This window comes from Aliifodinibius sp. S!AR15-10 (genome assembly GCF_031569985.1).
Lineage (GTDB): Bacteria > Bacteroidota > Rhodothermia > Balneolales > Balneolaceae > JAMQKA01.
The window spans coordinates 62,328-86,731 of sequence record NZ_JAMQKA010000015.1 but is presented as its reverse complement, the minus strand read 5'-3'; the positions used below and the strand labels follow the sequence as shown (position 1 = coordinate 86,731).

23 protein-coding genes and 1 tRNA gene are annotated in these 24,404 nt (G+C 46.4%); 7 read left to right on the top strand and 17 right to left on the bottom strand.

The window, feature by feature from the left end; all coding sequences use genetic code 11:
• Positions 1-70: 70 nt before the first annotated feature.
• Positions 71-1,690 (bottom strand): Ig-like domain-containing protein, encoded by a 1,620-nt coding sequence (locus NC796_RS11970; RefSeq protein WP_310684673.1) that lies wholly within the window; start codon positions 1,688-1,690, stop codon positions 71-73.
• A 242-nt stretch (positions 1,691-1,932) separates the two neighbouring features.
• Between NC796_RS11970 and NC796_RS11965 the strand changes: the two genes are divergently transcribed.
• The 4 genes from NC796_RS11965 (at position 1,933) to NC796_RS11950 (ending at position 6,041) form a co-directional block, all read left to right on the top strand.
• Positions 1,933-2,796 (top strand): uroporphyrinogen-III synthase, encoded by an 864-nt coding sequence (locus NC796_RS11965; RefSeq protein WP_310684672.1) that lies wholly within the window; start codon positions 1,933-1,935, stop codon positions 2,794-2,796.
• 75 nt (positions 2,797-2,871) lie between these two features.
• Positions 2,872-4,317: a nicotinate phosphoribosyltransferase gene (locus tag NC796_RS11960; protein WP_310684671.1), complete on the top strand. Its 1,446-nt coding sequence runs from the start codon at positions 2,872-2,874 to the stop codon at positions 4,315-4,317.
• 3 nt (positions 4,318-4,320) lie between these two features.
• Positions 4,321-4,932 carry a bifunctional nicotinamidase/pyrazinamidase gene (gene pncA / locus NC796_RS11955; protein WP_310684670.1) on the top strand — a complete coding sequence of 204 codons (612 nt, stop codon included), beginning with the start codon at positions 4,321-4,323 and terminating at the stop codon, positions 4,930-4,932.
• Between the two features lie 14 nt (positions 4,933-4,946).
• Complete coding sequence (locus tag NC796_RS11950; protein ID WP_310684669.1) at positions 4,947-6,041, top strand: FAD-dependent oxidoreductase; 1,095 nt, start codon at positions 4,947-4,949, stop codon at positions 6,039-6,041.
• A 40-nt stretch (positions 6,042-6,081) separates the two neighbouring features.
• On the opposite strand, the gene NC796_RS11945 is transcribed toward NC796_RS11950, so the two are convergent.
• The 14 genes from NC796_RS11945 to NC796_RS11880 form a co-directional block, all read right to left on the bottom strand.
• A complete protein-coding gene (locus tag NC796_RS11945; RefSeq protein ID WP_310684668.1) occupies positions 6,082-7,608 on the bottom strand; it encodes a tryptophan 7-halogenase in 1,527 nt (508 codons plus the stop codon).
• A 27-nt stretch (positions 7,609-7,635) separates the two neighbouring features.
• Complete coding sequence (locus NC796_RS11940) at positions 7,636-8,565, bottom strand: hypothetical protein (protein ID WP_310684667.1); 930 nt, start codon at positions 8,563-8,565, stop codon at positions 7,636-7,638.
• Positions 8,555-9,886, bottom strand: a complete 1,332-nt coding sequence (locus NC796_RS11935; protein WP_310684666.1) for an asparagine synthase-related protein — start codon at positions 9,884-9,886, stop codon at positions 8,555-8,557. Before NC796_RS11935 ends, NC796_RS11940 begins: the two co-directional genes overlap by 11 nt.
• A 126-nt stretch (positions 9,887-10,012) precedes the next feature.
• Positions 10,013-10,351 (bottom strand): hypothetical protein, encoded by a 339-nt coding sequence (locus NC796_RS11930; RefSeq protein ID WP_310684665.1) that lies wholly within the window; start codon positions 10,349-10,351, stop codon positions 10,013-10,015.
• Between the two features lie 55 nt (positions 10,352-10,406).
• Complete coding sequence (locus tag NC796_RS11925; RefSeq protein ID WP_310684664.1) at positions 10,407-11,945, bottom strand: DUF5723 family protein; 1,539 nt, start codon at positions 11,943-11,945, stop codon at positions 10,407-10,409.
• An 18-nt stretch (positions 11,946-11,963) separates the two neighbouring features.
• Positions 11,964-14,210 carry a hypothetical protein gene (locus NC796_RS11920; RefSeq protein ID WP_310684663.1) on the bottom strand — a complete coding sequence of 749 codons (2,247 nt, stop codon included), beginning with the start codon at positions 14,208-14,210 and terminating at the stop codon, positions 11,964-11,966.
• Between the two features lie 329 nt (positions 14,211-14,539).
• A tRNA-Ser gene (locus tag NC796_RS11915) sits at positions 14,540-14,627 on the bottom strand.
• 100 nt (positions 14,628-14,727) lie between these two features.
• On the bottom strand, positions 14,728-15,327 hold the full coding sequence (locus tag NC796_RS11910) for a hypothetical protein (RefSeq protein ID WP_310684662.1): 600 nt from the start codon (positions 15,325-15,327) through the stop codon (positions 14,728-14,730).
• A gap of 95 nt (positions 15,328-15,422) precedes the next feature.
• Positions 15,423-16,016: a lysophospholipid acyltransferase family protein gene (locus tag NC796_RS11905; protein ID WP_310684661.1), complete on the bottom strand. Its 594-nt coding sequence runs from the start codon at positions 16,014-16,016 to the stop codon at positions 15,423-15,425.
• 154 nt (positions 16,017-16,170) lie between these two features.
• Complete coding sequence (gene murQ / locus NC796_RS11900) at positions 16,171-17,109, bottom strand: N-acetylmuramic acid 6-phosphate etherase (RefSeq protein ID WP_310684660.1); 939 nt, start codon at positions 17,107-17,109, stop codon at positions 16,171-16,173.
• A gap of 86 nt (positions 17,110-17,195) precedes the next feature.
• Complete coding sequence (locus NC796_RS11895) at positions 17,196-17,564, bottom strand: DUF4260 domain-containing protein (protein ID WP_310684659.1); 369 nt, start codon at positions 17,562-17,564, stop codon at positions 17,196-17,198.
• A 27-nt stretch (positions 17,565-17,591) separates the two neighbouring features.
• Positions 17,592-19,103 carry an acetyl-CoA carboxylase biotin carboxylase subunit gene (accC, locus tag NC796_RS11890; protein ID WP_310684658.1) on the bottom strand — a complete coding sequence of 504 codons (1,512 nt, stop codon included), beginning with the start codon at positions 19,101-19,103 and terminating at the stop codon, positions 17,592-17,594.
• Positions 19,104-19,108: 5 nt separating this feature from the next.
• Entirely contained in the window at positions 19,109-19,822 is a 714-nt protein-coding gene (locus tag NC796_RS11885; protein ID WP_310684657.1) for an alpha/beta hydrolase-fold protein, read from the bottom strand.
• A 78-nt stretch (positions 19,823-19,900) separates the two neighbouring features.
• Positions 19,901-20,878 carry a squalene/phytoene synthase family protein gene (locus NC796_RS11880; protein ID WP_310684656.1) on the bottom strand — a complete coding sequence of 326 codons (978 nt, stop codon included), beginning with the start codon at positions 20,876-20,878 and terminating at the stop codon, positions 19,901-19,903.
• Between the two features lie 185 nt (positions 20,879-21,063).
• Between NC796_RS11880 and NC796_RS11875 the strand changes: the two genes are divergently transcribed.
• Positions 21,064-22,014, top strand: coding sequence for a phosphoribosylaminoimidazolesuccinocarboxamide synthase (locus NC796_RS11875; RefSeq protein ID WP_409070372.1), 951 nt, complete (start codon positions 21,064-21,066; stop codon positions 22,012-22,014).
• A gap of 133 nt (positions 22,015-22,147) precedes the next feature.
• Here NC796_RS11875 and NC796_RS11870 read toward each other — a convergent pair whose 3' ends face one another.
• Positions 22,148-22,489 carry a DUF971 domain-containing protein gene (locus NC796_RS11870; RefSeq protein ID WP_310684654.1) on the bottom strand — a complete coding sequence of 114 codons (342 nt, stop codon included), beginning with the start codon at positions 22,487-22,489 and terminating at the stop codon, positions 22,148-22,150.
• A 95-nt stretch (positions 22,490-22,584) separates the two neighbouring features.
• Here NC796_RS11870 and NC796_RS11865 point away from each other — a divergent pair, with 95 nt between their 5' ends.
• Together NC796_RS11865 and NC796_RS11860 are read left to right on the top strand one after the other, a co-directional pair.
• Complete coding sequence (locus tag NC796_RS11865) at positions 22,585-23,289, top strand: hypothetical protein (protein ID WP_310684653.1); 705 nt, start codon at positions 22,585-22,587, stop codon at positions 23,287-23,289.
• Between the two features lie 60 nt (positions 23,290-23,349).
• Positions 23,350-23,838 (top strand): YajQ family cyclic di-GMP-binding protein, encoded by a 489-nt coding sequence (locus tag NC796_RS11860; RefSeq protein WP_310684652.1) that lies wholly within the window; start codon positions 23,350-23,352, stop codon positions 23,836-23,838.
• A gap of 35 nt (positions 23,839-23,873) precedes the next feature.
• Here NC796_RS11860 and NC796_RS11855 read toward each other — a convergent pair whose 3' ends face one another.
• Positions 23,874-24,302 carry a CoA-binding protein gene (locus tag NC796_RS11855; RefSeq protein WP_310684651.1) on the bottom strand — a complete coding sequence of 143 codons (429 nt, stop codon included), beginning with the start codon at positions 24,300-24,302 and terminating at the stop codon, positions 23,874-23,876.
• Positions 24,303-24,404 lie beyond the last annotated feature (102 nt).

Genomic DNA, 24,404 nt, shown 5'->3' with positions numbered 1-24,404 from the left:
TTAGGAAATGTAACGAAATGGCAGACTAATTTGCAGTTTCTTCACATCGACAACGAACTTATCCGGCTGCTTATTCGAAAGAAACTGAAACCTCGGAGGCGAAGCCTTTTTTAACCGGGATATTTTGCTGGATAAAATAAGGTTCCGGTTCTCTGAACGGCTGCACCTGCCCGGCATCCCATCGTTGATTATTATTCCTGTCTCCATAAATAATCACCTTGTATTGCAATGGAGGAAGATCTTTAATCTCAACGGAATCGGTAAATGTTGTATCTATCATGTTGCCCCTTTCCTCGGTTGTCAGAGAGAGGTGGTAGGGCTGATGGTCGGTGGTATCGGTCATGGCAAAAGCGATGCTTCCGTAATCGGCGGGATGCCACACATTCAGGGGATATGATTTACGGCTGGCAGTAATGGGATTCCATACCTGTATTTCATAATCCAGTCCCTGCTCCCAATTGCCCCCCGCTCTCACTCGCAGCCTGTTTTGATCGGTTTCCAGATGCTCCCACTTTTGGATCAGGGAGTCACCGCGTACCACGTAAAGCGAATCCCGGATAGCCTGCTCCGTTATCGGCTTGGCATAGACAATCTCAAGGGGTTCATCCGGGTAGATGCCATCTTGATTTTCTTGGCTGATAATACGCTGCTGAGTGGTATCTTCCTGTGCAGACCCCTCAAAACGATAGCTCGCCTTCGATCTCACGTTGTCTGCCAAATCCCTGATGTTGCGGGCTACAAGCTGATAGGTTTCTTGTGGATTGAGATTCTTGCCACTGCGGGCAAACAGCACATACCGCTCATTTGGTTGAATATACAGCGTGGCGGCCTCGGCATAGCTGTTCCCCAATGTATCATTGATTGCAATTGCACTGCTGTCGGTAAGCTCGATGTTTTCACTGAATCGAAGGCGCAGCCTACGGGAAGAAAACAATCCCACACCCTGTATTTTCGGTTTGGTAGTATCCGATCCCGCTTTATAGATCGTACCCAGTGAGTCTTTTCCCGCCTTTTCAAGCATAATCGTTTCCCGGTAAAATGGTTGGGCCCGTTCACGTTCCTGCTCCCAAATCTTACTCCGGTTCTGATCGGCCACCCAGAATACCTTGTAATTTCCGGGACTCAGATAGGTAAAATTAAACCGGCCACTCGTATCTGTTTGAGCCAGGTAATCAGCCTTCTGTGTGAGATCCACCGGTGTCTGGTACAACAGCACCCGGTCTCCGGAGGTCCCTTTACCCGTCTGGGCATCCACGACTCTTCCCTTTATCTCTCCTTCGTCAATTTCCGGGCCGGTAGACACCGCTATTCGCCGGGGCTCGGTCATCTCGTTTCCATTTGTGTCGGAGAGTTCTGTGCCAATGGTGACGATTATGGTGGTAGAGTCCGGCAGCTCCCGGTCGAATTCTATGGCCACCGATTTTCGTCCCCAGTCCAGCGAATAATCCAACCCGATATCAGGCTCTATAATAACGGCCTGACCAAGAGAACTGCGCTCTACAAATTCAGAGAAGGAGAGCTCAATTTGGGATTCGGAAAAATTCGTCGTTCCAGATTCCGGAACTATATTTATGATTTTAGGTCCCTCCTCATCTCGCGGGCCACCAGAGGGACTTGTAGGGGTTGCGCAACCGGAAACCAACACCAGTAGACCGCAAATCAGTAAAATCTCAGTAGAAAAGAAATTCAATGTAACAAACTCCTCATTAAAATTAACTGGAGGGAATATAATAGTTACGAGCTTAAATATGAGAATTCAGTTTTTACTTGTAAACGCCCAGGAAAGTAGATTATGTGGTATACCCTTATATAATTGCAAGGCAACTGCTTGAACTCAGTGAGGGAAATTTCCCTGTTCATCAACTACAATAAAACACGTGATATCCTTATGTTGTAAAGCATTGATATTCAATTAATTAGTAATGATTCTTTATGTCTACTAGATCTAGCTCAGACCCGCTACAGGGAACGTCTGTAATTGCATTTGAAAGCCGCATGGCCGATGCTACGCTGAACCTTTTGCAAAAATATGGTGCTACAGCTGTTAGTGCACCCTCCATGCAGGAAGTACCGCTCGACAACCACAGCAAAGTGTTTAAATTTGCTGATCACCTTTTCGATGAGCAGCAACGAGCAGTAGATGTTATGATCTACAATACCGGTGTGGGCACTAAAATGCTGATCAAAACCCTTAAGACCCGGTATGATGAGGAGGAAATTTTGGAAGCCTTGTCCAAGATTACGACCGTTTCCCGGGGACCAAAGCCAAAGCGGGTCCTGAAGAAACATTCCCTCTCGGTGGATATATCTGTTCCCGAGCCAAATACCTGGAAAGAGATCCTAGAGGCTCTCGACCGTTCAGAGGAAACGAGTGACCTCAATGACAAACTCGTGGCAGTACAGGAATATGGTGTGCCGAATGAAAAGTTAAATGATGGACTTCGTAAGCGAAATGCGGAACTGCTCAGGGTACCGATTTATCGGTGGGCACTGCCAGATGATACAGATCCCTTAAAAAAAGGAATTCATGCGGTATTGCAGGGGGAGATCGATGTAGCTGTGTTTACCAGTAAAACACAAACCCGCCACGTTATGAAAATGGCGGAGCGGGAGGATGTGGCTGATCGCTTTCGAGGGGCACTGAATGACATGATGGTAGCCTCTATCGGGCCGGTGTGCAGCAGTGGCCTGAAGAGCCTGGGCATCGACGTAGATTTTGAACCTTCAAGATCAAAACTCGGAATCTTTATCAGAGAGCTCGCTGAGCATGCCTCCACGACCCTCTCTCCTGCCTGATCTTAGCACATGTATTATGCGATCCTCGATGTTTTAGCCATTTTAGTTCATATATTATCGTTTTGATCCAACATCATGAAGAATACAGAAACAGCACATACCACCCGTCAAACGCTGACTCGTCCCGCTCTGTATACCGATTATTATGAGCTCGCCATGGCACAGGGGTACTTCCTGGCCGGACGACATGAGGAGACTGCAGTTTTCGATTATTTCTTTCGTTCCAATCCTTTTGAAGGCGGTTATGTGATTTTTGCCGGGCTTTCTGATCTGGTGGAGATACTGTCGGATTTTCGCTTTCACGATGACGAGATCAGGTACCTGGAAGAGGAAGGGTTTCACCCGGAATTCCTGGATTATCTCCGCGATTTTGAACTCAACCTTACGATTCACGCAGTTCGTGAAGGAGAAGTGGTCTTCCCCCTTGAACCGGTTGTCCGCGTAGAAGGCAACCTCGTTGAAACACAGCTGCTGGAAACGCTCCTTCTGAATATCCTTAATTTTGAGTCTTTGATCGCTACTAAAGCTGCCCGGCTGAAATATGCGGCAGGTGAACGCGTCGTGCTCGATTTTGGGCTTCGGCGGGCGCAAGGACTGGGTGGTATCCAGGCCAGCAAAGCTGCGGTCATTGGGGGTGTTGACGGGACCTCAAATGTTTATGCGGCGCACCGCCATGGTCTTTCGGCAAGCGGCACCATGGCACACTCCTGGATTCAGTCTTTTGACAGTGAACTGGAAGCATTCCGTAAGTTTGCCGAGTTGTATCCCAAAAATGCAGTACTATTAGTTGACACTTATGATACCCTCGAAAGCGGTCTGCCAAATGCTATAAAAGTAGCGGAGGAGATGGAAGAGCGGGATGAACAATTGAAAGGCATACGGCTGGACAGTGGTGACCTGGCTTATTTTGCCCGTAAGTCACGACAAATGCTTGATAACGCTGGGCTGGAATATGTGAAAATTGCAGCCTCTAACCAGCTGGATGAACGCCTGGTTAAAAGTCTCATTAGTCAAAACGCTCCGATAGATCTGTTTGGCGTAGGAACCCGGCTGGTCACAGGCCAGGATTCACCCGCTCTGGATGGCGTATACAAGCTATCGCAGATCAACGATGAACCCAAGCTTAAGATTTCTGAAAATATTGAGAAAGTTACACTGCCCGGCCGAAAGAAAATCTGTCGATACCTCTATGATGATGGCAGCTTCTATGGTGATGGCATTGTGATGGAAAGCGAAGAAAATCCTGAAACCATTTACCACCCCTATTTCCCGGGAAGACACAGTAAGATTGCAAAGTATCAAAAAGAAGAATTGCTACACACTGTTATTAAAAATGGAGCATCACTCCATGAACTGCCCAGTGTGGAAGAATGTGCTAAGTATGCAAACCAACGGCTTGGTCAACTGAATCCTGAACACAAGAGATTCGAAAACCCACACATTTACAAAGTGGGAATCAGTAAGGAACTGATGCAGTTGCGAGATCAATTAACTGATAATTATAAAAGAAAAAACCAATAGGCTATGAAAGCGTTACTTATAGTCGACGTACAGAATGATTTTTGTCCCGGTGGTGCTCTTGAAGTCCCGAACGGGGATGAGGTGGTGCCGGTGATCAATCACCTGTCTCAAACCTTTGAGACCGTTATCCAAACCCAGGATTGGCATCCCAGGGGACATTCTTCGTTTGCTTCTTCCCATAATGGGAAAGAGCCATTTGAGACTATCGAAATGCCGTACGGAGAGCAAACCCTTTGGCCTGATCACTGTGTCCAGGGTACCAAAGGAGCTGATTTCCATCCAGATCTGGATACTGAAAAAACCCAGTTGATTATTAGGAAAGGATTCCGAACCGAGATTGATTCCTATTCTGCTTTTTATGAGAATGATGACGAGACAACGACCGGGTTGGCTGGATACCTCCGCGAACGCAATATCGATACCCTGTATGCGGTGGGGCTCGCCACCGACTTTTGTGTAAAATGGTCGGTTCTGGATGGCTTGAAAGAGGATTTCAATGTTTTTGTCATTGAGGATGCCATTCGTGGTATTGACATCGAAGGCTCCGTCGAGCAGGCCTGGAATGAAATGGAAGAAGCCGGGGCCAAACGAATAACTTCAAGTGAACTTTTATAAGTATTAATCAACCATTGTCTGATTCATCTTTTGACTACTGTATTCTCGGTGCCGGACTTGCCGGCCTGTCACTTGCAGATGCACTAACCGAACGTGGGCGCACTGTCTGTGTCATCGAAAAAAATGAAATTGCCTCGGGGGCTTCAGGTACACCGCTTGGTATGGTGAATCCAGCTACCGGTCGCCGGGCGACCAAAACCTGGCGAGCAGAGCAGTGCTACAGGGCGATTTACGAAAATCTCTGGAAAGTAAACTCTTACTCGGAGAAACCATTTTTCAAGCGTAACGGTGTTCTCCGACCTGCTCTTACCGAAAAGATAGCTCGCAAAATGAGCGATCAGCTCAAAAAAACGGAGTGGGCGGACGGCTGGTGCCAATGGCTTTCTAAAAAAGAGATACAGGAAAAGCATCCCGGCATAACATGCGTGGACGGGGGACTCTGGCTGCCGATTGGGCTTACGGTTGATGTGGCGGGATACCTAAGTGCACTTGCACGCTATATCGAATCAGAAGGTGCAACAGTCATTGAATATGCTGAATATGAATTTCAAGAAAACGGTTCGGGCTGGGAAATTACGCTCGAAAACGCTGGGTTTGGCTGCCGAAACTTAATTTTCGCAACCGGTTTTGGAATGACCACAGACCTGATGTGGGAATTTCTACCCCTGCATCCCATCAAGGGACAAATGGCGATCTTTCGCCCCGAGGAACCGCTATCATTCGAGCACTCGATCTCGAGCCTTGGTTATATCGCACATATCGGCAATAACGAGTACGCCCAAGGAAGCACGTACGAACATGATTTCGAGGAGCTTGAACCTGATGAATTTGGAGAAGAATACTTGCGTAACAGGCTGAAGCGCACCCTGCCCCAACTGGAAAAAACATCTACATTGGTTGGACAATGGGCTGGCGCCCGAATCTCAACACCCAACAGGAAGCCTGTCCTGGGGCGCCATCCTGAACGAAACAACTTGTATGCATACACCGGGTTGGGATCCAAAGGACTGATGTACGGTAAATACCTGGCAAATCACTATGCTGAACACCTGCTGGATGGGAAACCACTGTTTAAAGAAGTGGATATAAAGCGATTTGACAATAATTAACTTTAACGGCCACAATTTTCTGGATAAGCCCCCTCAACGATCAAAGCTCAGCCACAGTATGGTGATACATGTTCCTGGCTTCAGGGTCCAGTAATCCCGCAATATTATAAGGCGCAATCCTTTGTTTAATTTGATCCCTGAACTTTTGCACCTCACTCCCACCAGGGGGACCGGCTACAAATAAATTTTGCAGATCAGCATAGGATTCATGCACAATCTCCCGTATCGCCGGGTTGCCGGCTGATAAAAATGAATCGGGTCGTATTCCTTTTAGTCGCTTCTGTTCATAACTGATTGCAGCAATAAAATAAAGCATTGTCCATGTACTAAACAGCTCAAAATCATCCCCCGCTTGATAACATCCAGCGATAAGATGGTCAATGAATTCCAGTTCTTTAAATACGCTATCTTCATAAGCTCTGATTCCCTCAGTAAGCTGCTCTCGACTTTGCCAGTGTTTAGCCAACAGTTCCACCACCTCTTCAACTCCAGACAGCGTGTGGGCAATCCCGGTGCTGTGCAATGGATCAACAAAACCCGCGGTATGCGGAAGAGCCGCCCAGTGATCTCCAACTGCGTTAGAAAGCTTCCGCTGCATCCGACCGGTGCTGATTAATTTACCCGGTTCTGCAGAGATGTAGGAGAAATTTAATAACTGCCGGATCGAGGGGTAGGAAGAGATTACCGTTTCCCACTCTTCTTCTGGCGACTTATCTCCCGTATTAGTATTCCTGTTTTGATCAAACACAATGCCCATGCTGGTACGCTCATTATTAAACCGAAGCATCCAGAGCCACCCTTCCGAAATAAGCTGATGAAGTGCTGAATGGTCCGGATTATACGGGTATTCCCTATTGGAAACTCCTAGGTTCAGTAGTTGCTCAGACCATCGTTTAACGCCTTCAAAATGGGAATATATAGCCCTGGAATTAGTTAAAAACTCATCGTTTTTGCTACTGATACCGAATAGCTCTCCCAGGAGCGCCGAACTTCCTGTGGCGTCAATAAAGAAATCTGCATAAATCTTCAGCTTTGCCTTTTCAGTACTAGCCCTAAACGACCAATGGTTGTCATTCCATTCTACGCTTTTAATCTCTGTTTGGTCAAAATATAGAATGTCATATTCCCGTACTTTTTCGACAAGGAAAGCATCGAAATCAGAGCGCAGCCAGTTGGTGTCGGAATTTTCATCACTGGAACTTGCTGCCACGAGAAGCTCATTCTCATGATTGTGGTCGGTAGAAAACGGATTTCCCTTTTGATGTTTGTAGTAACTGAAACCCCGTTTTAGACCACACGTAATTTCTGGATAGTGATTTTGCCAGCTTCCATACCTTGAAAACGTACGCAGCCACGGCAGTGAATACCGATCCGCCAAATCACGAAGAATCATATCAGCTATGGGGGTAGAAGATTCCCCTATGGCAAACCTGGGATGGCGATCTCGTTCCACCAGGCACACATCGAACCCGCACTGTTGCAGACACAGGGCTGTGAGTGATCCTGCAAAACCGGCGCCGGCTACGAGGATTTCTGAGTTTACTGCATTTTTCTCTTTAGAATCCATGCCAACTTTGGTTACTAATGATCACTGTTAACCGCAATACTTACATGAAACCGCGGGCAATAGCTGCTGTTTCATATTCATCTGTTTCATACGCCGTTTCCTGGCTTCAAAGCAGTTAGAACAATTGGAAAACTGCTGCAGATCCCATAAATCTGCAAAAATACGTCCCCCCACCGATGTCATTGCCTGCTGAAAAGCCTCTTCCAGCGCATCTATTGCAGGTGGCACATAATCGCCCTGCTGCTGCAGTTTCTCCATTATGCCGTTCCCCGGTCGCGTTGGAATAATTGTTGAACATCCAGAGCCATGCTGATAGGCAAACTTCGCGGATTTCAAGGCCCATTCTATGCCTTCCTCCCTGTCAGTGAGATATGGCGGATTTAACAGCAGGAACGTTCGTATATCTATGCCGTTATCTTTTAAAAAACCAGCTGCGTTGACAAAATCCAGTTTTGAGAACTGCTTGTTGAGTTTTGGAAGAACCTCAGGGTGAATCGTCTCAAGGCCAATTGCTATCTCAAGCTGGCCACTAATCATTTCACTGAACTTTACGCAATTTGGACCGCATAACTTGGGATGGTTTTCCACAATCACTCGTTCATAAGATTGCAGTAGGTTTGCAATCTGCTGGTAATCTTCAACAGGCACCGCTTTGGTATCAAAAAAATTACCGCTGTTATACAGCTTGACCACCGAGGCCTCCGGCAGCCTGTCCAGCGCATATGCAATTTGTTGTGGTGTGGCCCCCTTTGGCGTCGGCTCGTCGAGCGTATTTTTCCAGAGATCACACATCAGGCAGCGAAACGGGCACTCGCTGTTGGTCAGAAAAATTGTGTTTACTTCACGGATCTTACCACCAGCATCAGGCTCCTGCTCATGCAGGAAATGGTATGGCACCGAGGGATCGACCTGGTTTTTGGATGGTCTCAGTTGTTCAATCCGGGCACTATCGGGCATAGAGTGATGAGAAGTAGGATCGGTATTCCGTCTCGTTTTCAGGGAACAGCTCATTGAATGTCTCGCTAGTCACGGTTCCATGCTGAAATCGTCGTTTTGGAAACACCGGCATATCAATACCGGTAATCTGTTTCACCCCGCGTTGGACGATCTCTCCCTTAAGGGCGTAAAGCTCCTCTTCGCTCCAGTCGGTAAGCTGGATAAAAGGAATCCCCTCGGAGACTTCAATCACATTTGGCAGTGCATAGGGACTAAATCCCTTGAAATTATATTTCCGCGCCGGGGCGTATGTTCGAACATGTCCCCTGCTCTGCCCGCCGGAATAGGTCAGCGAGTGCTTCATCTTGTCAACGCCCCAGCCCTCGTGGTAAAGCAGCGGGTTGTTGAGCACACTTCGAATCGTAAGTTCATCGTTGGCGTCAATTGGATAGTCTTTGAGATTCTCATCGCCTCCGTCGCCATCAGCCAGATAGGTCCAATCCGGATACTTTTGTCGAATCTGTTTGCACAGCGCCAGTGTCATAGCTGCCGCCTGCACGTCAAGGGGTTTATAGTCCTCTATAACTTCAATTGCTTCCCGGAAATCAATTTTTGATTTAGATGTTTCCATCACTTCCAGGAACAGCGACATATCGAGCTGATCAAGAAATTCATGTGCCTGTTCCACATCGGGCCCACCGTCAACAGAAAGAGTAAATGCTTTGAGTCGCTGCGGAGACAAACCCATCTCTAGCATAAGGTGATGTAGCACAAGAAACACCGAACCACTGTCGATTCCCCCGGAGAACAACACCCCTATCGGCTCCTCACTGTGTATGCGCTTGAGCCATTTCTGGCACTCATCGGCCAGGGCCCCGATGTAAGCACGACCTATTTCATCCAGGTCTTCATTAAGCCTGTTTTGCTCGGGTTCAAAGTAACGCTTATAGGTGGGACTCGGATCCGGACAGCCCACAACATCCAAACGCACAACATAGTGAGCGGGAACCATCCGGGTATAAGACGGGTGAAACTGCCCGGCCATTCCTTGTTCCTCCAGGTAATTGTGAATTTCATCTATTCGCTCCGCAACGATAAGAAGTGGTCCCGATTCCTGCTTGGCCAGAAAATAACGCATTGGCCGCCCGATGGAACGAGCCAGGAATACCTGATTCCCCTCCTTCTGCACTATGGCAAACTGCCCTTCAATCTCCCGCACCTTCTCCGGGTTGCCTGAAGCTACCGCTTTTTCAGCCTCCTCTTCAGACATATTAAAAATTTGATTCAATTCCGGACTTATAAGATTTACAAAATCACTGACATAAGTTGTTTGGTTTGCCACGGCTGATATACCTTAGATTGTAATTGCGGTTTTAAGGAAAGAAAGGGAATATAAAACTCGCTTGGACCTATTGCCAAATTGAAATAAATATTAACAAATCATGCCAGGGTTGAGAGCTCCCAACAATTACTCTTTGGCAAACTCAGTGTGTTTCGTTACCAGATTTCCTGAAGGATCAACTTGTAGATCACTGTGTAGTAACCTGTTATCTAGTTGCATAATTTTGAGGTCGACACGGGTTGCTTTTCCCTGCTCGCGTTTCCCGTGCCGTTGCTTTAACACACTGCGCACTTTATACCACGCATAGATTTTGTCTTCAGGCGTGCCATCCCAAAACCAACGGAACATCTGATCCAGCTCAGTTTCGACCTGTGATTTAAGGTAAAATCCATAGAACCGGGTACAGAGATAACGCACGATAAGCAATGCTATAGCAAGGATCAAAATTGGGAGCGCTACACTCATGATATCCTCGACCGTTCAATTGTGGATGGTTTTGAAACCTACAACATAAGTTTACTTAAAACCGGAAAACTAATCCACTCCAGGCTGCACCAACATTCGTTCCATTAGACATTGAGTCAGAGACAGAGGCTGCTGCAACATTAAATTCGAAGAAGTTGAAATTAAGTCCTACACCAGCCGTGTACGTCGTAGAGCTGTAGCCACCGGTTCTCATTCCAACACGGAGGGGTAGAAATCCAAGCAGACGATATTCAAGACCGGTCGCCAGTGAAACCCGTTTACTGTTGATTCCCTGATCATCAAAGCCCTTACCGAGATCCATAGAGAAGCTGAGTTTGCCCATGGTCAGCTGGGCCCCTAGGTTAATCATGGAAGGCAATGATTTGGAAACGCTTTGATCCCCGGCAGGATCAAATCCCCCATAGATACCTGAACCAATGCTATCGGCTAGCACGTCATTGTAATACTCGCCCTCATCGCCGTTGTACTCGTTATCAATTTTTTCCTGATCGATTTTGAACCCATCCCAAACAACCACATCATCAGCAGTAAAACGACCATATTTTTGGTCAAAATTAATAGATCCTATGTCTGTTATCGAGACGCCCACACGCAGTCGTTCTTCTCCCTTTGAAATAGCACCGAGAATGGGCAGATTAAGTTTCATCTGCGCTGTAACACCAAGATCCAAACCAAAACCGGTTCCTTTAATTCCGATGAAATCGGCCGCTTCTGGATCCACATAGTCATCAAGACTGGGATTTTCTGAAGAATTTTGCCGGTCGTTGTAATATTGGTTTAGCTGGTCGGAAATTTCTCCCGTTGTTTCGAGTGTATAGTTAAAATCGTGACGGAGTTCATCAATGTAATTGTCACTCCGTTGTATTTGCAGCGTTGACTTGAAGTCAAAACGGGAGTAGTTAGTGCCAAGCAACAGTTTTGGAGCCGCACCCACAAAAATTTCAATATCCCGAAATACCCCGAGGATATTGGGAATTTCGATGATTTTTGTTGAATACCCGGCTGAAACCTCGGCAAATGACATGCCCTCCACACTCATGTTCACGGGACGTTCGGGCGAAAATATTTCACCATCCAGACCATAAATGTAGAGCTCAGCAAGTCCCCTGTTTGCCCCTATATTTGTCATAGTGCGACTACGCAGGGCAAGGCTGGCGCTCCAGTTTTCACCGCGTGACGATATGCCGATCGGTATGGCATCAAGCTGAAAACCTGCTGTTTTCATATTCTGGGGATTCCCGAACCATTTGTCGAGAGCCTCAACCGCAACCTCATCAGTTATTGACAGGCCTTTGGTAAAATATTCATTATAGACAGCAATGTTTGCCAAAGATCCACCGCCTGAAGTACTTATTCCCCCAAGCAATCCGATTGTAAAATTATTCTCGGTATTATTCTGAAGCATCAGGTTGGCGGGATTCACAAAATTGGCGTGATACCCGTTCAGGTATGCTGTGCCACCACCCCCGAGGCCGAGACTAGTGCCCGAGACATGCCGGGACTGGGCAAATACCGACCCGGAAATCATTACAAAAGCGAGAAGAAGTGCTGAAAAATTGGTAAAGCGTTTCATGTCTATTCCTGAAATTTTTTAGTTGACGGTTGATTCAACGGCGGTACTCAAGCTAACTTTCAGCGAAATGGTATCTTCCGCCTTGATCCTAACCGCGCTTTCATTACTGGTATTCAGCGTAATTTCGAACTCCAAGTCCGAGGTTCTGTTTAGCCTGTTAAGCTGATCTTCATTCAGCGTAATGGTCAGGTTCCCGTTTGCAGCTTCATTTACAAACAAGCTACTATTGTCTACAGAAGCCGCCTCTAACACCAGCCCATCTTCATCCGCAGAAGGTACCCTTGTGACCTCATCACCATTGGAGTCCAACATGATCATCTTCAATTTCGCACCCAACGGTAGATTGTTCGTATAATTGACATATATGGTCCCTTCGGTAAGTCGCCGATCATCTTGTTCGGGATCAGGGAGATCACTAAGATCAGCTGCCACCGTATCGCGGTATACAGCGGCACTGGCTGTTAAATTGAGCGGAATATCCACGCTCATTGCCGGGTTAAACTCAACCGGATCAGTGATGGTACCCTCTTCGCTCGATTCATTAACCGCAGCCAAGCTGATCAGGCGAATATCGGACGGCAGGTTATTCAAAAACTCATCAACATTCGTTTCAGATTTGTTGAACGTCACGAGGTTGGGAGTACCATTTTGTGTGGCGTTTATCTCAAATTTGATCAGCTGATCGCTGGATACCGGGGTTCCGTCGGTCCGCAGCTGGTTAAGCGTACTTGCCTTGGTGGAACTAACATAATAAGAACCACTCTGTTTACCCTTGAGATACACCCGGTTACCCGAAGCATCCGTACCCATGATACTGGCATAAATAGTGGTCGGAACGCCAATATTTGTCAGGTAACTGATCGACAGTTCTGGATTGTTAAACTCAATGCCATCCAGCTGGTCGGAAATATCCGACAATGCATTAATGGATATCGTCTGGGCCTCATCATTATTGAAAAGATCAACAATATCTGTTCCGTTGGAAGCCACATCATCGTTCACAATTACCTCGCGCGGCATTACTACTCCGCTGGCTTCTTTTACAGCAAGGTTGTTAATTCCAACTTCTGCTGAAAAACCATCCGACTCATTTAGGGTTCTTACCTCATCTGCAGTACCCTTGGTTTGTTCGGTAACCCCTTTGATGTTGTAATCGATGGCGTTACCATTGGCAAAAATCCGCAGCCCACTCAGCGACCGATTCTTTGACGGCTGGGGATCAGTACTGGAAGAACGTTGTATTTGTGAACTACCTTCAAATTTAATTACGAGACTGTCTGCCGGATTGTATGGACTCGTCCTAATATCGGGAAATGAAATCTGCAGGGTATCCAGCGTCAGGTCAATTTGATTAACAATCTGGTCTATTGTTAATTGACCGGATTCCAACTCAATATAATGGTCGGATTTGGTAAACTGGAAGTTTGAATCGTCGATATCCACGGTACCCGACGCGTAAAAATCCTGTGAATCAAGAGCCGCTTCCACTTGTGAAGCCACCAGGTTTTCACCGCCCACTTCCTCAACAATGAGGGTATTGCTATTATCCTTTAAGTCTTGTTTAGACCAAGAAGCAGAGACCTCAACATTAAGATTCTGGAGAACTGTTCCAGATGGAATGGCGACACTTACCGTGCCCTCATTAGTATCATTTACGGGCCCTGAAGTGCCGGAGGCGACAAACGTACTGCCTGAAAAAAGATCAACAGTAACATCATCCAGGTCGAGACCCAAATCATTCTGAAAAACCAAAACCAAGTTCCCGTTTTTAATTGTAGCACTAACGAAATAATCGGTGCCTGAAATTGATATTTCAGCCGGATCTGATGAGGGGGTTTCACCTTCAGGTATCTCTGTGCCAGCGGGTGGTGCCGGATATCCTGTCATATCCTGGAAGCTTGTTGAACCAAGGTTCGCATCGTCACCCTGGGAGGAAAAATCGCCAAGCGCCAACTCACCAACCTGGGAGCTTACCTGTTTAGAGTTAACATCCACTTCAGGAATAGCATCGTCAAGATTACCAAAGTTAAAATCCTCATCCTTCGTCAGCCTCACCAAGCCGTTATCATCTGATGAGAAAAAATCTTCAAAATCAGGGTCAGTTGAATCCACAAGGGCATCACTCCCACCCAGAAATTGGTAGGTCTTTTCAGACATCAATGGCGTCTGAATCTTTTGATTGACCTTAAAGTCAGGACTGTTGGGTTGTTCGCACGCTGCAAGGAAAAGCACAGAAATAATAAATGTAAAATATAGGGGTTTCATAGCCGATTTGATCATTAATGAATTGTGATATTGTTGCACCCAAAAGCTTTAATTCGATGTGGAAACTAATGAGATATTTTGTCAATATTCAACCTAAAGTTACTTCAATAAGTATAATTTAATATTAAGGAAAACATACATCTATTTAGTTATACCCAATATAAACAGTGATTTAATCACCTTTAAAACATTGCCTGATAAGTGTAAAAAATGAATTTCAAATAGACGTTTCAGCGGATAGAATTACGAAACCAATGGATGGGGGGGCAAAATGCACAGAAAGGCTTACACGTTGAATTGCCGAATATCAGCACAAGAAAAGAAATGAGCGGAGAGGGAGGGATTCGAACCCTCGGTACGCGCTAGACGCACACACGCTTTCCAAGCGTGCGCCTTCGACCGCTCGGCCACCTCTCCGAGAAGTGCGCAAAGATAGAGCAAAATTGGACCTATCGCAAAAGTTATTTGGCAGACAGGTGCGACGTACTTTGGAAGTGCGTCGCACCTTAAGCTTTTACTAAAATCCGAATGAAAAAATATGTTCTGTAAATGCTCTTACGGGTTTTCCCTCTACTTTGGCCGGTCGGAATTTCCACCGTAAAGCTGCATCAATTGTTGCCTCAGCCAGACCGTAGTTTATGCTTTGTACTATTTCGAAAGACTCTCCTTTTTTATCGTACAGTTTAATGTGTGATATCGAAGCCTCTTCAACATTGCCTTCAGTATTAACAAGAAAACTGACCCATATTTCAGCTTTAACATCAGCTTTTTTTGCAGCTTCGGGCACGGTGGGTTCTACAATGCGGACAAGACTTGGTGATTGGTCCGGATTGGCAGCGACCTGGTTGGAATCTCCCCCGGGTCCTCTTCCTGTTTCATTCAGAGGATTCGGCAAATTCTGAATGTTCAGATCTTCGAGCACAATCGGATCCTCTTCAATAACCTGATCATTCGGCACCGGCACCGGCACCTGGGGTGTGGGAGGCGGTGGAGGTGAGCTTCTCTGGGTCGTGATCTGTACATCCTCTATCGCAATGGCATCCTCGATAGGATCGATATCCTGGAACGCGCCCCCCTGTTTCTGCTGAACCGGCCAAAAATAAAAAAGCGAAAGCATTATCACCTCCGCTAGAATGATACAACCCATGATCTTGAGCCGATACGGTTGCGCAGCCAGTATTTCTTTTATATCACTTTTCAATAGGTATCAGGTTAAGTAGATGATGGTTGTTTGGACCGCCCTCTTAGTAACTCCAGTTCATTCTTTAGCTGTTCCTGCACATGTTCACGAAATTCTGCAACAGTATCGAAATCGCCAGGGTTCACTGGCTCAAGCACAGAGACATAAAATTGCTGCCTTAAGTTGAATTTCCAGGTACCGGCCGGCATGGCTTGGTGCCCTCCTTCTAAAACGAGGGGTTGCAACTGGAAATTATACTGGCGCGCCAATGTAAAGGCTCCATCCTTAAAATTCCCGATCTCTCCCGTTATAGTTCTTGTACCTTCCGGGAAAAGCATTGCGGGAATTCCATCCTGAATCGGTTCCACAAGTTTATCTAACAATTTAACAGATCGCAGGCTTTTCCTGTCAATGCCAAGGTGACCGGTCATATAAATGATCCATCCGAACACCGGAATTTTAAACAGACTCTTTTTGGATACCCACTTCATGGTCCATGGCAAAAGATAAGTCAGCGGCATATCCATGAAGCTTTGGTGATTGGCCACAAAAATGGTTGGCTTTCCATGTTCGTAATGTTCAGTACCCTTGATCGTGACGTCCCACCCCGGATTGGCTTTCATCATACAAAACGCAAGCCCTTTCAAAACCCGGTTTGGCCATTGACGATGCTCATCAAAAGGAAACGTCACTAAGAAAGTGATGGTCACCAGCAGAAAAAAAGAAATTATGCACAGAGCCCACCATATCCAGTAAATAACACTCCAAAAAGTGCGCATCTTACTGTTGATTTTCCTTTAAACTTATGAATGCTTTTCGAATAAAACCGTTATGGATTTGCAGAAGTTTCTGAGCCTTCTCCCTCGAAATATTGCCCAAGGCCATCAAGAGGGCGGTTTTCACGTGTCCCCCCGCCTGTTCCAGTTTGTCAGAGGCCTGCTGGTAATTGAGGTCAGTAAAATTCATGATAATGCGCTTAGCCCGTTCATGCAGTTTTTTATTGGACAGCATCAGGTCGACCATCACATTTTCATATACCTTGCCCTGTCGAATCATGGCACCGGTTGTAATCATGTTGAGCACCATTTTCTGAGCGGTGGCACTTTTCATGCGTGTGCTTCCCATAATGACTTCCGGACCCACCGGCACATCGATCAGCACGTCAACCTCAAGGTCCAACTGGTCGCGTGGTACGGTGGTGACAAAAATTGTTTTGCAACCCCGCTTGCGGGCTTCTTTTATGGCGCCATGCACATACGGTGTTCGGCCACTTGCTGCTAATCCACAAAGCACGTCGGGCAGTGAAAGGTTGATCTCATCCATCGCATCTACGCCATTACTCTCATGATCCTCGGCTCCCTCCTGGGCTACAAACATTGCCTCTTTTCCACCTGCTATCAGGCCTACCACCTGTTCAGGATCGGAACCAAACGTTGGCGGGCACTCCGCAGCATCCAAGACCCCGAGGCGCCCACTGGTACCCGCTCCTGCATAGATAAGACGCCCACCGTCCTGTAACGCCTCTTTCACTATTTCAATAGCTTCTGCAATCTGATCAAGCCTTAATTCCACCTGGTCGGCCACTTTTTTATCTTCCTCGTTAATGAGACGAGCGATTTCACGGGCATCTGCCAGATCAATCTCCTGGGTGGCAGGATTCCGCTGTTCGGTGTCAAGTTTCTTGAGCTGATTAAAAAGATCTTGGTTCTGTTTCGCCAAAATTTTCTTCCTTCAATTGCGATTTTCTCAAACTTAAACTATAAAAAACTTGTGAGGTATCATGTTCAGAATAGACGTTTTTCCCGCTAGTTCTCCCCGTTCGGTCTTTTCCCAATCCACCCCAGGTGAGTATGGTGAAATGAGTCTGAATATTTAAGTCCGTAGCCAAATATGCGGTCCATAGAAGAGTGTGCAAACAGGATTATCCCGATCATCTGTGTTAGTGGACTAATGTAATAGAATCCCAGCAAATAGATCAGGATCGCCACTCCTTTGTGGTGAATTACATTGTAGAGAAATGCACCCGTTTTTGCGTTTACAAGATAACCTGCCATTGAAATATCAGGGGTAAGAATAAGCAGCAGAAACCACCACCAGGCGTAACCAGTTGTTGAAAAAAGCACAATAGAAAGCAGAACCATGCCCAACTCTTCCAGGCGAACCAATGTTTTCATTTTGGACAGATTTTGAGTTACCAGCAATTAACGGTTTTGTCGTTTCTTCCACCACAGGGAGTGAGAGTTTTGAGATACTGCCGTTCTTTTAAAGGACGATTGATTGTTTTCTTCACTTTGTTCTCTTTTCAGCAAGGCAGCTGCGACAGACCGGATATCAGCCAACCTGGCATCGCCGTTATCGAGTGCGGTGGGATCAAAAATATCCGGTACGAAATGGGTGTCATATTCGGCTGAGCGGAAATCATTGTGCTGTAGCACGTACCGGCAGAATGGGATCGTCGTGCGGCACCCCCCTATTTCATACTCTTCAAGTGCGCGCAGCATCCGTTGGATCGCCTCCTCCCTGTTCTTTCCATAGCTGCAGAGTTTGGATATCATCGGGTCATAATTGATCGTTATGCTCTGCCCTTCTTCTACCCCGGCATCCACCCTGATACCATTTCCGGAAGGGATGCGATGCTTTGTTAATCTTCCCGTGCTGGGTAAGAAATTGTCCCGGGGATCCTCAGCATAAATACGGCATTCAACGGCATGCCCCTGTTTTTTGATATCTTCTTGCTTCAAAGGCAGCTCACAACCCTGGGCCACCAAGATCTGCAGTTGTACCAAGTCCAGGCCTGTAATCAGCTCGGTGACCGGATGCTCCACCTGCAGGCGCGTGTTCATCTCCAGGAAGTAAAAATTCCGGTTCCTATCCACTAAAAACTCAATCGTTCCGGCGTTTTCATAATCGCATGCTTTGGCAACTGCAATGGCCGCTTCCGCCATCTCGGCCCTCAATTCCGGGGTAAGAATAGCGCACGGGGCCTCTTCAATTACTTTTTGATGGCGTCGCTGAATCGAACATTCACGATCAAAAACGTGCAACACATTGCCGTGCTTGTCAGCTATAATCTGGAACTCTACGTGACGGGGCTCCTCAAGATACTTTTCGATGTAGACGCGATCATCCCCGAATGCATTTCGTGCTTCAGAACGCGCCGCTTTTATGCCTGACTGAAAATCTTCTTTATTGTGAATTATGCGCATCCCCTTTCCTCCGCCACCGGCAGCAGCTTTCACCAGTACGGGATAGCCAATATCCTCAGCGATCTTTTCTGCTTCTTCGGGATCCTTGAGCGCATCTTTGGTGCCGGGCGGGTACGGGATGTCAGCCTTGCTCATGAGTTCCCGCGCCGCCGTTTTATCCCCCATAAGCCGGATGGATTCGGGTTTTGGCCCGATAAAAATAAGATCTTCATTCCGGCATCGCTCAGCAAAATTACCATTTTCGCTCAGGAAACCGTATCCCGGGTGAATAGCATCGGCCCCGGTTTGTTTGGCTGCGTTGATGATTTTATCAAACACCAGATAACTCTCAGAGGATGCTGCCGGCCCTATATGCACCGACTCATCAGCATGTAGAACGTGTGGCGCGTGAGCATCCGGATCGGAATAAACCGCGACCGTCTGAATACCCATATCGCGGCAGGTACGGATAACACGAAGTGCAATTTCGCCCCTGTTAGCGATCAGAACCTTCTGTATTTCAGCCATAAATACTAAACGATATGGATTTTGAACATCTGCTTCCAGATGTCCCATTCATCATCGGATTCCATTTGCCAGACATCCAGCTCATGGTGCAGCATCTTGCTTTTAAAAATATTATCCAGCCGGTAGGCCACATCTTTGCGGGGATCATTGGCATAGCTGACCAGCCTGAAATCAACTCCCCGGATTTTGTCAAGCAGTTTCTCATTTGTCAAATTCGGCAAGTAATCCACGGGGTTGTTGTAATAGATATTTTCATCATAATAATTATCCATGAATGGAAGTATGTCATAGACGCCGCTGATTCCGATCGCTTTCCCAAAACTGTTGGGATGCTTAAGGCCAAGGTTGATGGCATGATAGCCCCCGGTGTCCACACCACATACAATCAGAAAATCGATCGCACTATTTTCTTGGATAAGCGGAACAACCTCTTCGATCACAAATGATTCATACTGAATGTGACGGATAATGCGCTGTGCCGGTGTGATATCATCGTTGAAAAACGTTTCATTGTCGGCCGATTCGATGCAAAAAAGCTGGTTATAGCCGTTTTCCAACTGGAACGAGATGGAATCAACCATTCCCTTTTTTTCCCATTGGTCTGCTCCCTTTTCTCTTGTTGGAATTGCCAGCAACGGTGTTCCCGATTCGCCATAAATGCGGAGTTCCACATTTTTTCCCAAACTAGGACTCCGCCACTTTTTCACTTCTTTTTCCATTCAACCGACCTTTCTCTTGTGTTGTTTATGTTTAAAATCAATATAAAAGATCGAAACCTAATGTGATAGGATCATTTGTCAGGAGGTAAAATATTTCATTCGGTAAAAGACACGGGGCAGAATGGATATTTTTTCAGTTGCATTGAGGTAGGCACGCTTCTCAAAGACGTTATAACCGTTCTCCTCAATCTTGTCCAGGATCCTGCCATAATTAAAACTGGCAAGATACACCGGTAGCCGGCTATCCTTTTCGAGCATTTCAATTCCGTTATCAGTGCTTCGATAATATTTGCGGGCGCGCTCAATTTGAAACTGCATAAAAGCGATAAAGGAATCATCAATACGATGATCGAATAGGGCTTCTTCGGTGATCCCAAACTGTTCCAGCTCCTCTTTGGGAAGGTAAATTCGATTTTTCTTCAGGTCTTCCCCTACATCACGTAAAATATTGGTTAGTTGCATTGCTATACCCAGATCGATGGCATGCTGCAATGCTTTCTCTGAGCTGTAACCAAACACTTCGCTGGTCATAAGGCCCACCGTTGAAGCCACTTTGTAGGAATAGTCCCATAGCTCATCGAAGGTCTCATATCGATTTTTATAGAGATCCATACAGACCCCCTCCATCAGCTCAAATGGCAACTCAATTGGAATCTCATAATTACGCAATACATCAGAAAACGCCAGCAAGATTGGATCATCAAAGCGTTTTCCCTGGTAGGTATCCTGCAGTTTTTGTTTCCAACTTTCAATTTTGTATTGAATGTCCGGGTAGGTGATTTTTTCCCGAATGATCAAATCCTCGGCTTCATCCACGAGGTCATCCACATAGCGGCAAAGCGCGTAAATAGCAAAAATTCCCCGCTGCTTTTTGTTGGGCAAAAACCGGGTGGCCATGTAAAACGTCTTGGCATGGTGACGGGTCATCTCCCGGCAACGTGCGTATGCTTCCTGTAGTTGCTCATTTTCCACCTCCTCCACAACCGATCGGTGTATCGAGGTACGCTCATACAGCGGGCGAATCAGGTTAAATGGAATCCGAAAAAGATCAGTCATTGATGCGATTTTATTCTTGATAATTTATTTAATTGAATGCAACAACCTGATAGAATAGTTCCCGGTTCAATCAAAGCTTAATAACATATTACGAAAATTACTCTAAATCGGATTTCAGATTATGCCGATATTTTTGGATTTTCTCTTGACCATTAAATCGAGAATAATTGGCATTTTCATATTCCATGGACCGAGAAGAAGCGTTACAACACTGCATCACCGAAACGACTGTTGCCAGTTTACCTGACCCATACCGGGGGAAAGTACGCGAAGTGTATGAACTGAACGAAGAGACCCTCGGCATTGTGGTTAGCGACCGAATCTCAGCGTTTGATCATATCATGCGGCAGGCAATTCCTTATAAGGGACAAATCCTGAATCAGCTTGCGGCTTTTGGATTTAAAAAAGTGAGTGATTTGGTAGATACCCATGTGCTGGATGTGCCGCATGCCAATGTAACCATAGCAAAAAAATGTGAACCGGTGCCGGTGGAAGTGGTCATCCGTGCCTGCCTTACGGGCCATGCCTGGCGTGTGTACGATTCGGGCAAACGGGAACTTTGCGGCGTATCCCTGCCTGACGGAATGGTTGAAAACCAAAAATTCGAGCAGCCGATCCTAACGCCCGCGACCAAAGCAAAAGAGGGCCACGATGAGGATATCTCGGAACAGGAGATTCTGGATCAGGGTATTGTCGATGAGGAGACCTGGTCAGAAATCCGCGAAAAGGCATTCAAGGTTTTTGAGCGCGGTCAACAGGTGGCGGCGGACCATCGACTGATTTTAGTTGATACGAAATATGAGTTCGGACTTCACAACGGGGACGTCACCCTGATCGATGAGGTCCACACGGCCGACTCCTCCCGTTATTTTTATGCGGATGAATATGATGAGCGACTGGAAAAAGGTCAGCGGCAGAAGCAGCTTTCCAAGGAATTTCTGCGCGAGTGGCTGATGGCCCACGACTTCCAGGGGCTGGAGGGGCAAACATTGCCCGACCTGCCGGATGAGTTCCGCTGGGAGGTATATGAGCGATATGTGGAGCTTTTTGAGAAGCTCACCGGCCAGGATTTTGAGCCGACGCCTGTGAAGAACTTCAATCAAACACTGGAAGAGGTTTTTGCGGATTACATTTGAGTTACGGGCATCCGGGTTTCGTGTTTTCGTGTTGAGGGTTATAGGTTTTATAATCCAAATATCTACCCTAGCTCGTTAAATACAATTCGGGTAGTTTTCTAACCAATGCGTAATACGCAGTACGCAAAAATTACTACTCTTGCTCGGCGTGGCACTCTTCACACGGGCACAGTTTCCGGAGTGTTTCCCACTGGAACATGCCGTCGCTGTGGCCGTCACTCCAAAATATGCGGATAGCATGATTTCCAACCTGCTTGATATTCTTGACCGTTACTTTTCGTGGCGGGTCTACAAAAAAGTATGACATGTCATAGTTGCCCATCTCCCCATGTCCCCCACGGCATTTCACACAAGGGCAGTTTTTTCGTAATCCATAGAGCGTATATACCGAGGTATGCCCGTCGGCCCACTGCACTTCCAGCTCCTGCTCAGAATTTCGTACTTCAACCCCTTTGGGTTGATATTGCTTATCCATAAAAATCTTATTTATTAATTATGACCCTGTAAAGAGTTCTTGAATGATAACCATTCAACTTCTAATTTTTCGGAAACTTTTACGTAATTTATTGCATGATTTTACTGATCTCAATATTGACTGCACTTTTTATCCTGTCCGGATGGTTTGGATACCGGCAGTACCTACGGCTGGAGCATCTAAACCAGAGAAACGTCAGTAATACCCTTTTGATTGCGATGATCATTTTAACCTTGCTATCTGCGGCTCACTGGATCGGCATTTTCACGCAGGCTGTGGCAGCACAAATAACCATGGGACTTTATACCATGGCCACCGGGTTTTTCCTGGGAATCGGAATAAAGCTGATTGTTAAAAAAACCCGGGCTGGTGCTATCGGCTACATGCACCGCTCTTTCTGGATTGATATCGCTCCCAACCTAATTGCGGTTTTATTGGTTGCCTACGGGATCTACCGAACCGGCATCTTAACATTTGGACCTTTCAGCGGCATCGGAATCACCTCTGGCCTGTCGCTCATTGGATTCGGGTTCTTTGGCTGGACCGTCCGTATTGTGCCGGAATTTCGTGCTCGGGGTATCCTTATACTCGACCAATTTATTGAGTGGAAGCTGGTCCTTGCATTAGAATGGTATTCGGAGGATGTGATCACCATCGATTACATGACGGAAGAGGGCAAGATTTGCGAGTTCAATACATCTATCCCCCCGGAAGATCGCAAATTGGTAGAGCAGCTGTTAAGCCGGCGTATCAAAGAGCACGAGCGAGAGCGAAAAAAAGTGCTCGACAAAGCGGGCTAATCTGCAGGGAATTCACTACTTTACCTGCCATATACTTCCCTTAATTATTACGTACTCCCGATGGCATCGTTCGATATTGTAAACAAAATTAATTCCCAGGAAATCGATAATACGGTCAACAACACTATTAAAGAGGTCAACAGCCGGTACGATTTCCGCGGCCTGCATACCGAAGTTATCTTTAATAAAAAGGATAACACCATTCACCTTGTTGCAGGCGACAATATGAAAATGAATGCCCTGAAAGAGATGCTAACACGTAATGCCATCAAGCGGGGGCTAAGTCCCAAAGTACTGGATTTCAAGCCCTTGGAAGGAACCTCGAAGGGGCATGTCAAGATGGAAATAATAGTTAAAGAGGGGATTGATCGTGATACTGCAAAAGGGATTGTTAAAGAGATAAAAGAACTTAAGCTAAAAGTCCAACCTGCAATCCAGGATAACCAGGTGCGGGTTACCGGAAAAAAGATTGACGACCTGCAGGCCGTGATCAACCACCTGAAAAGCCTGGACTTGGACGTGCCGTTGCAATTCGTAAATATGAAGTAATACAAAGGCCGGAACAAGTCCAGATCTCATCATTTTTAATTCTTTACCCCCAATTCTCTCTGGTGATCCACCATCATGCAGCGTTCCTCGATGTATTGCAGCCCAGCATCTTCAGCCTTGGCTTTGGCCTCTGCTGAGGAAACCCCGAGCTGGGTCCAAACCACAGGCTTGTGGCCCGTTTTTTCAACGCGTTCAATAACAGTATCCACCATCTCAGCAGTGTACCTCGCATTCCGAAAAATATCCACCACATCTATCTGTATCTCTCCAGGGATATCTGTGATTGAATTGTAGCACTTCTCTCCCAGTACTTCCTCATATTCGGGGTTAACCGGTATAATCCGGTATCCCTCGTTCTTTAGATACTTAGCTATGTGGTGGCTCGTCCTGTAAGGATCTGCTGAACACCCGATAACGGCAATGACCTTGGCCGATTCCAAAATTTCTTTTCTAGATCGATTCATATACCCTTGTTGCCTTTCTTCTAACTTTGGAAACAAAATAGAAATCCTTTTTGATAATCCATTCTTTTATTTGGTTGTTGGTCCAGAATTTCGATTTATTAC

Excerpts from the sequence above, each read along its gene's own strand:
- NC796_RS11910 (WP_310684662.1), bottom strand. The coding sequence starts at position 15,327 with ATGCTTTCGCTTTTTTATTTTTGGCCGGTTCAGCAGAAACAGGGGGGC.
- NC796_RS11860 (WP_310684652.1), top strand. The coding sequence starts at position 23,350 with ATGGCATCGTTCGATATTGTAAACAAAATTAATTCCCAGGAAATCGAT.
- accC (WP_310684658.1), bottom strand. The coding sequence starts at position 19,103 with ATGGCTGAAATACAGAAGGTTCTGATCGCTAACAGGGGCGAAATTGCA.
- NC796_RS11875 (WP_409070372.1), top strand. The coding sequence starts at position 21,064 with ATGGACCGAGAAGAAGCGTTACAACACTGCATCACCGAAACGACTGTT.
- NC796_RS11870 (WP_310684654.1), bottom strand. The coding sequence starts at position 22,489 with ATGGATAAGCAATATCAACCCAAAGGGGTTGAAGTACGAAATTCTGAG.
- NC796_RS11880 (WP_310684656.1), bottom strand. The coding sequence starts at position 20,878 with ATGACTGATCTTTTTCGGATTCCATTTAACCTGATTCGCCCGCTGTAT.
- NC796_RS11885 (WP_310684657.1), bottom strand. The coding sequence starts at position 19,822 with ATGGAAAAAGAAGTGAAAAAGTGGCGGAGTCCTAGTTTGGGAAAAAAT.
- NC796_RS11965 (WP_310684672.1), top strand. The coding sequence starts at position 1,933 with ATGTCTACTAGATCTAGCTCAGACCCGCTACAGGGAACGTCTGTAATT.
- NC796_RS11905 (WP_310684661.1), bottom strand. The coding sequence starts at position 16,016 with ATGATGAAAGCCAATCCGGGGTGGGACGTCACGATCAAGGGTACTGAA.
- NC796_RS11855 (WP_310684651.1), bottom strand. The coding sequence starts at position 24,302 with ATGAATCGATCTAGAAAAGAAATTTTGGAATCGGCCAAGGTCATTGCC.
- NC796_RS11925 (WP_310684664.1), bottom strand. The coding sequence starts at position 11,945 with ATGAAACGCTTTACCAATTTTTCAGCACTTCTTCTCGCTTTTGTAATG.
- NC796_RS11940 (WP_310684667.1), bottom strand. The coding sequence starts at position 8,565 with ATGCCCGATAGTGCCCGGATTGAACAACTGAGACCATCCAAAAACCAG.
- pncA (WP_310684670.1), top strand. The coding sequence starts at position 4,321 with ATGAAAGCGTTACTTATAGTCGACGTACAGAATGATTTTTGTCCCGGT.
- NC796_RS11930 (WP_310684665.1), bottom strand. The coding sequence starts at position 10,351 with ATGAGTGTAGCGCTCCCAATTTTGATCCTTGCTATAGCATTGCTTATC.
- NC796_RS11895 (WP_310684659.1), bottom strand. The coding sequence starts at position 17,564 with ATGAAAACATTGGTTCGCCTGGAAGAGTTGGGCATGGTTCTGCTTTCT.
- NC796_RS11920 (WP_310684663.1), bottom strand. The coding sequence starts at position 14,210 with ATGAAACCCCTATATTTTACATTTATTATTTCTGTGCTTTTCCTTGCA.
- NC796_RS11960 (WP_310684671.1), top strand. The coding sequence starts at position 2,872 with ATGAAGAATACAGAAACAGCACATACCACCCGTCAAACGCTGACTCGT.
- NC796_RS11865 (WP_310684653.1), top strand. The coding sequence starts at position 22,585 with ATGATTTTACTGATCTCAATATTGACTGCACTTTTTATCCTGTCCGGA.
- NC796_RS11945 (WP_310684668.1), bottom strand. The coding sequence starts at position 7,608 with ATGGATTCTAAAGAGAAAAATGCAGTAAACTCAGAAATCCTCGTAGCC.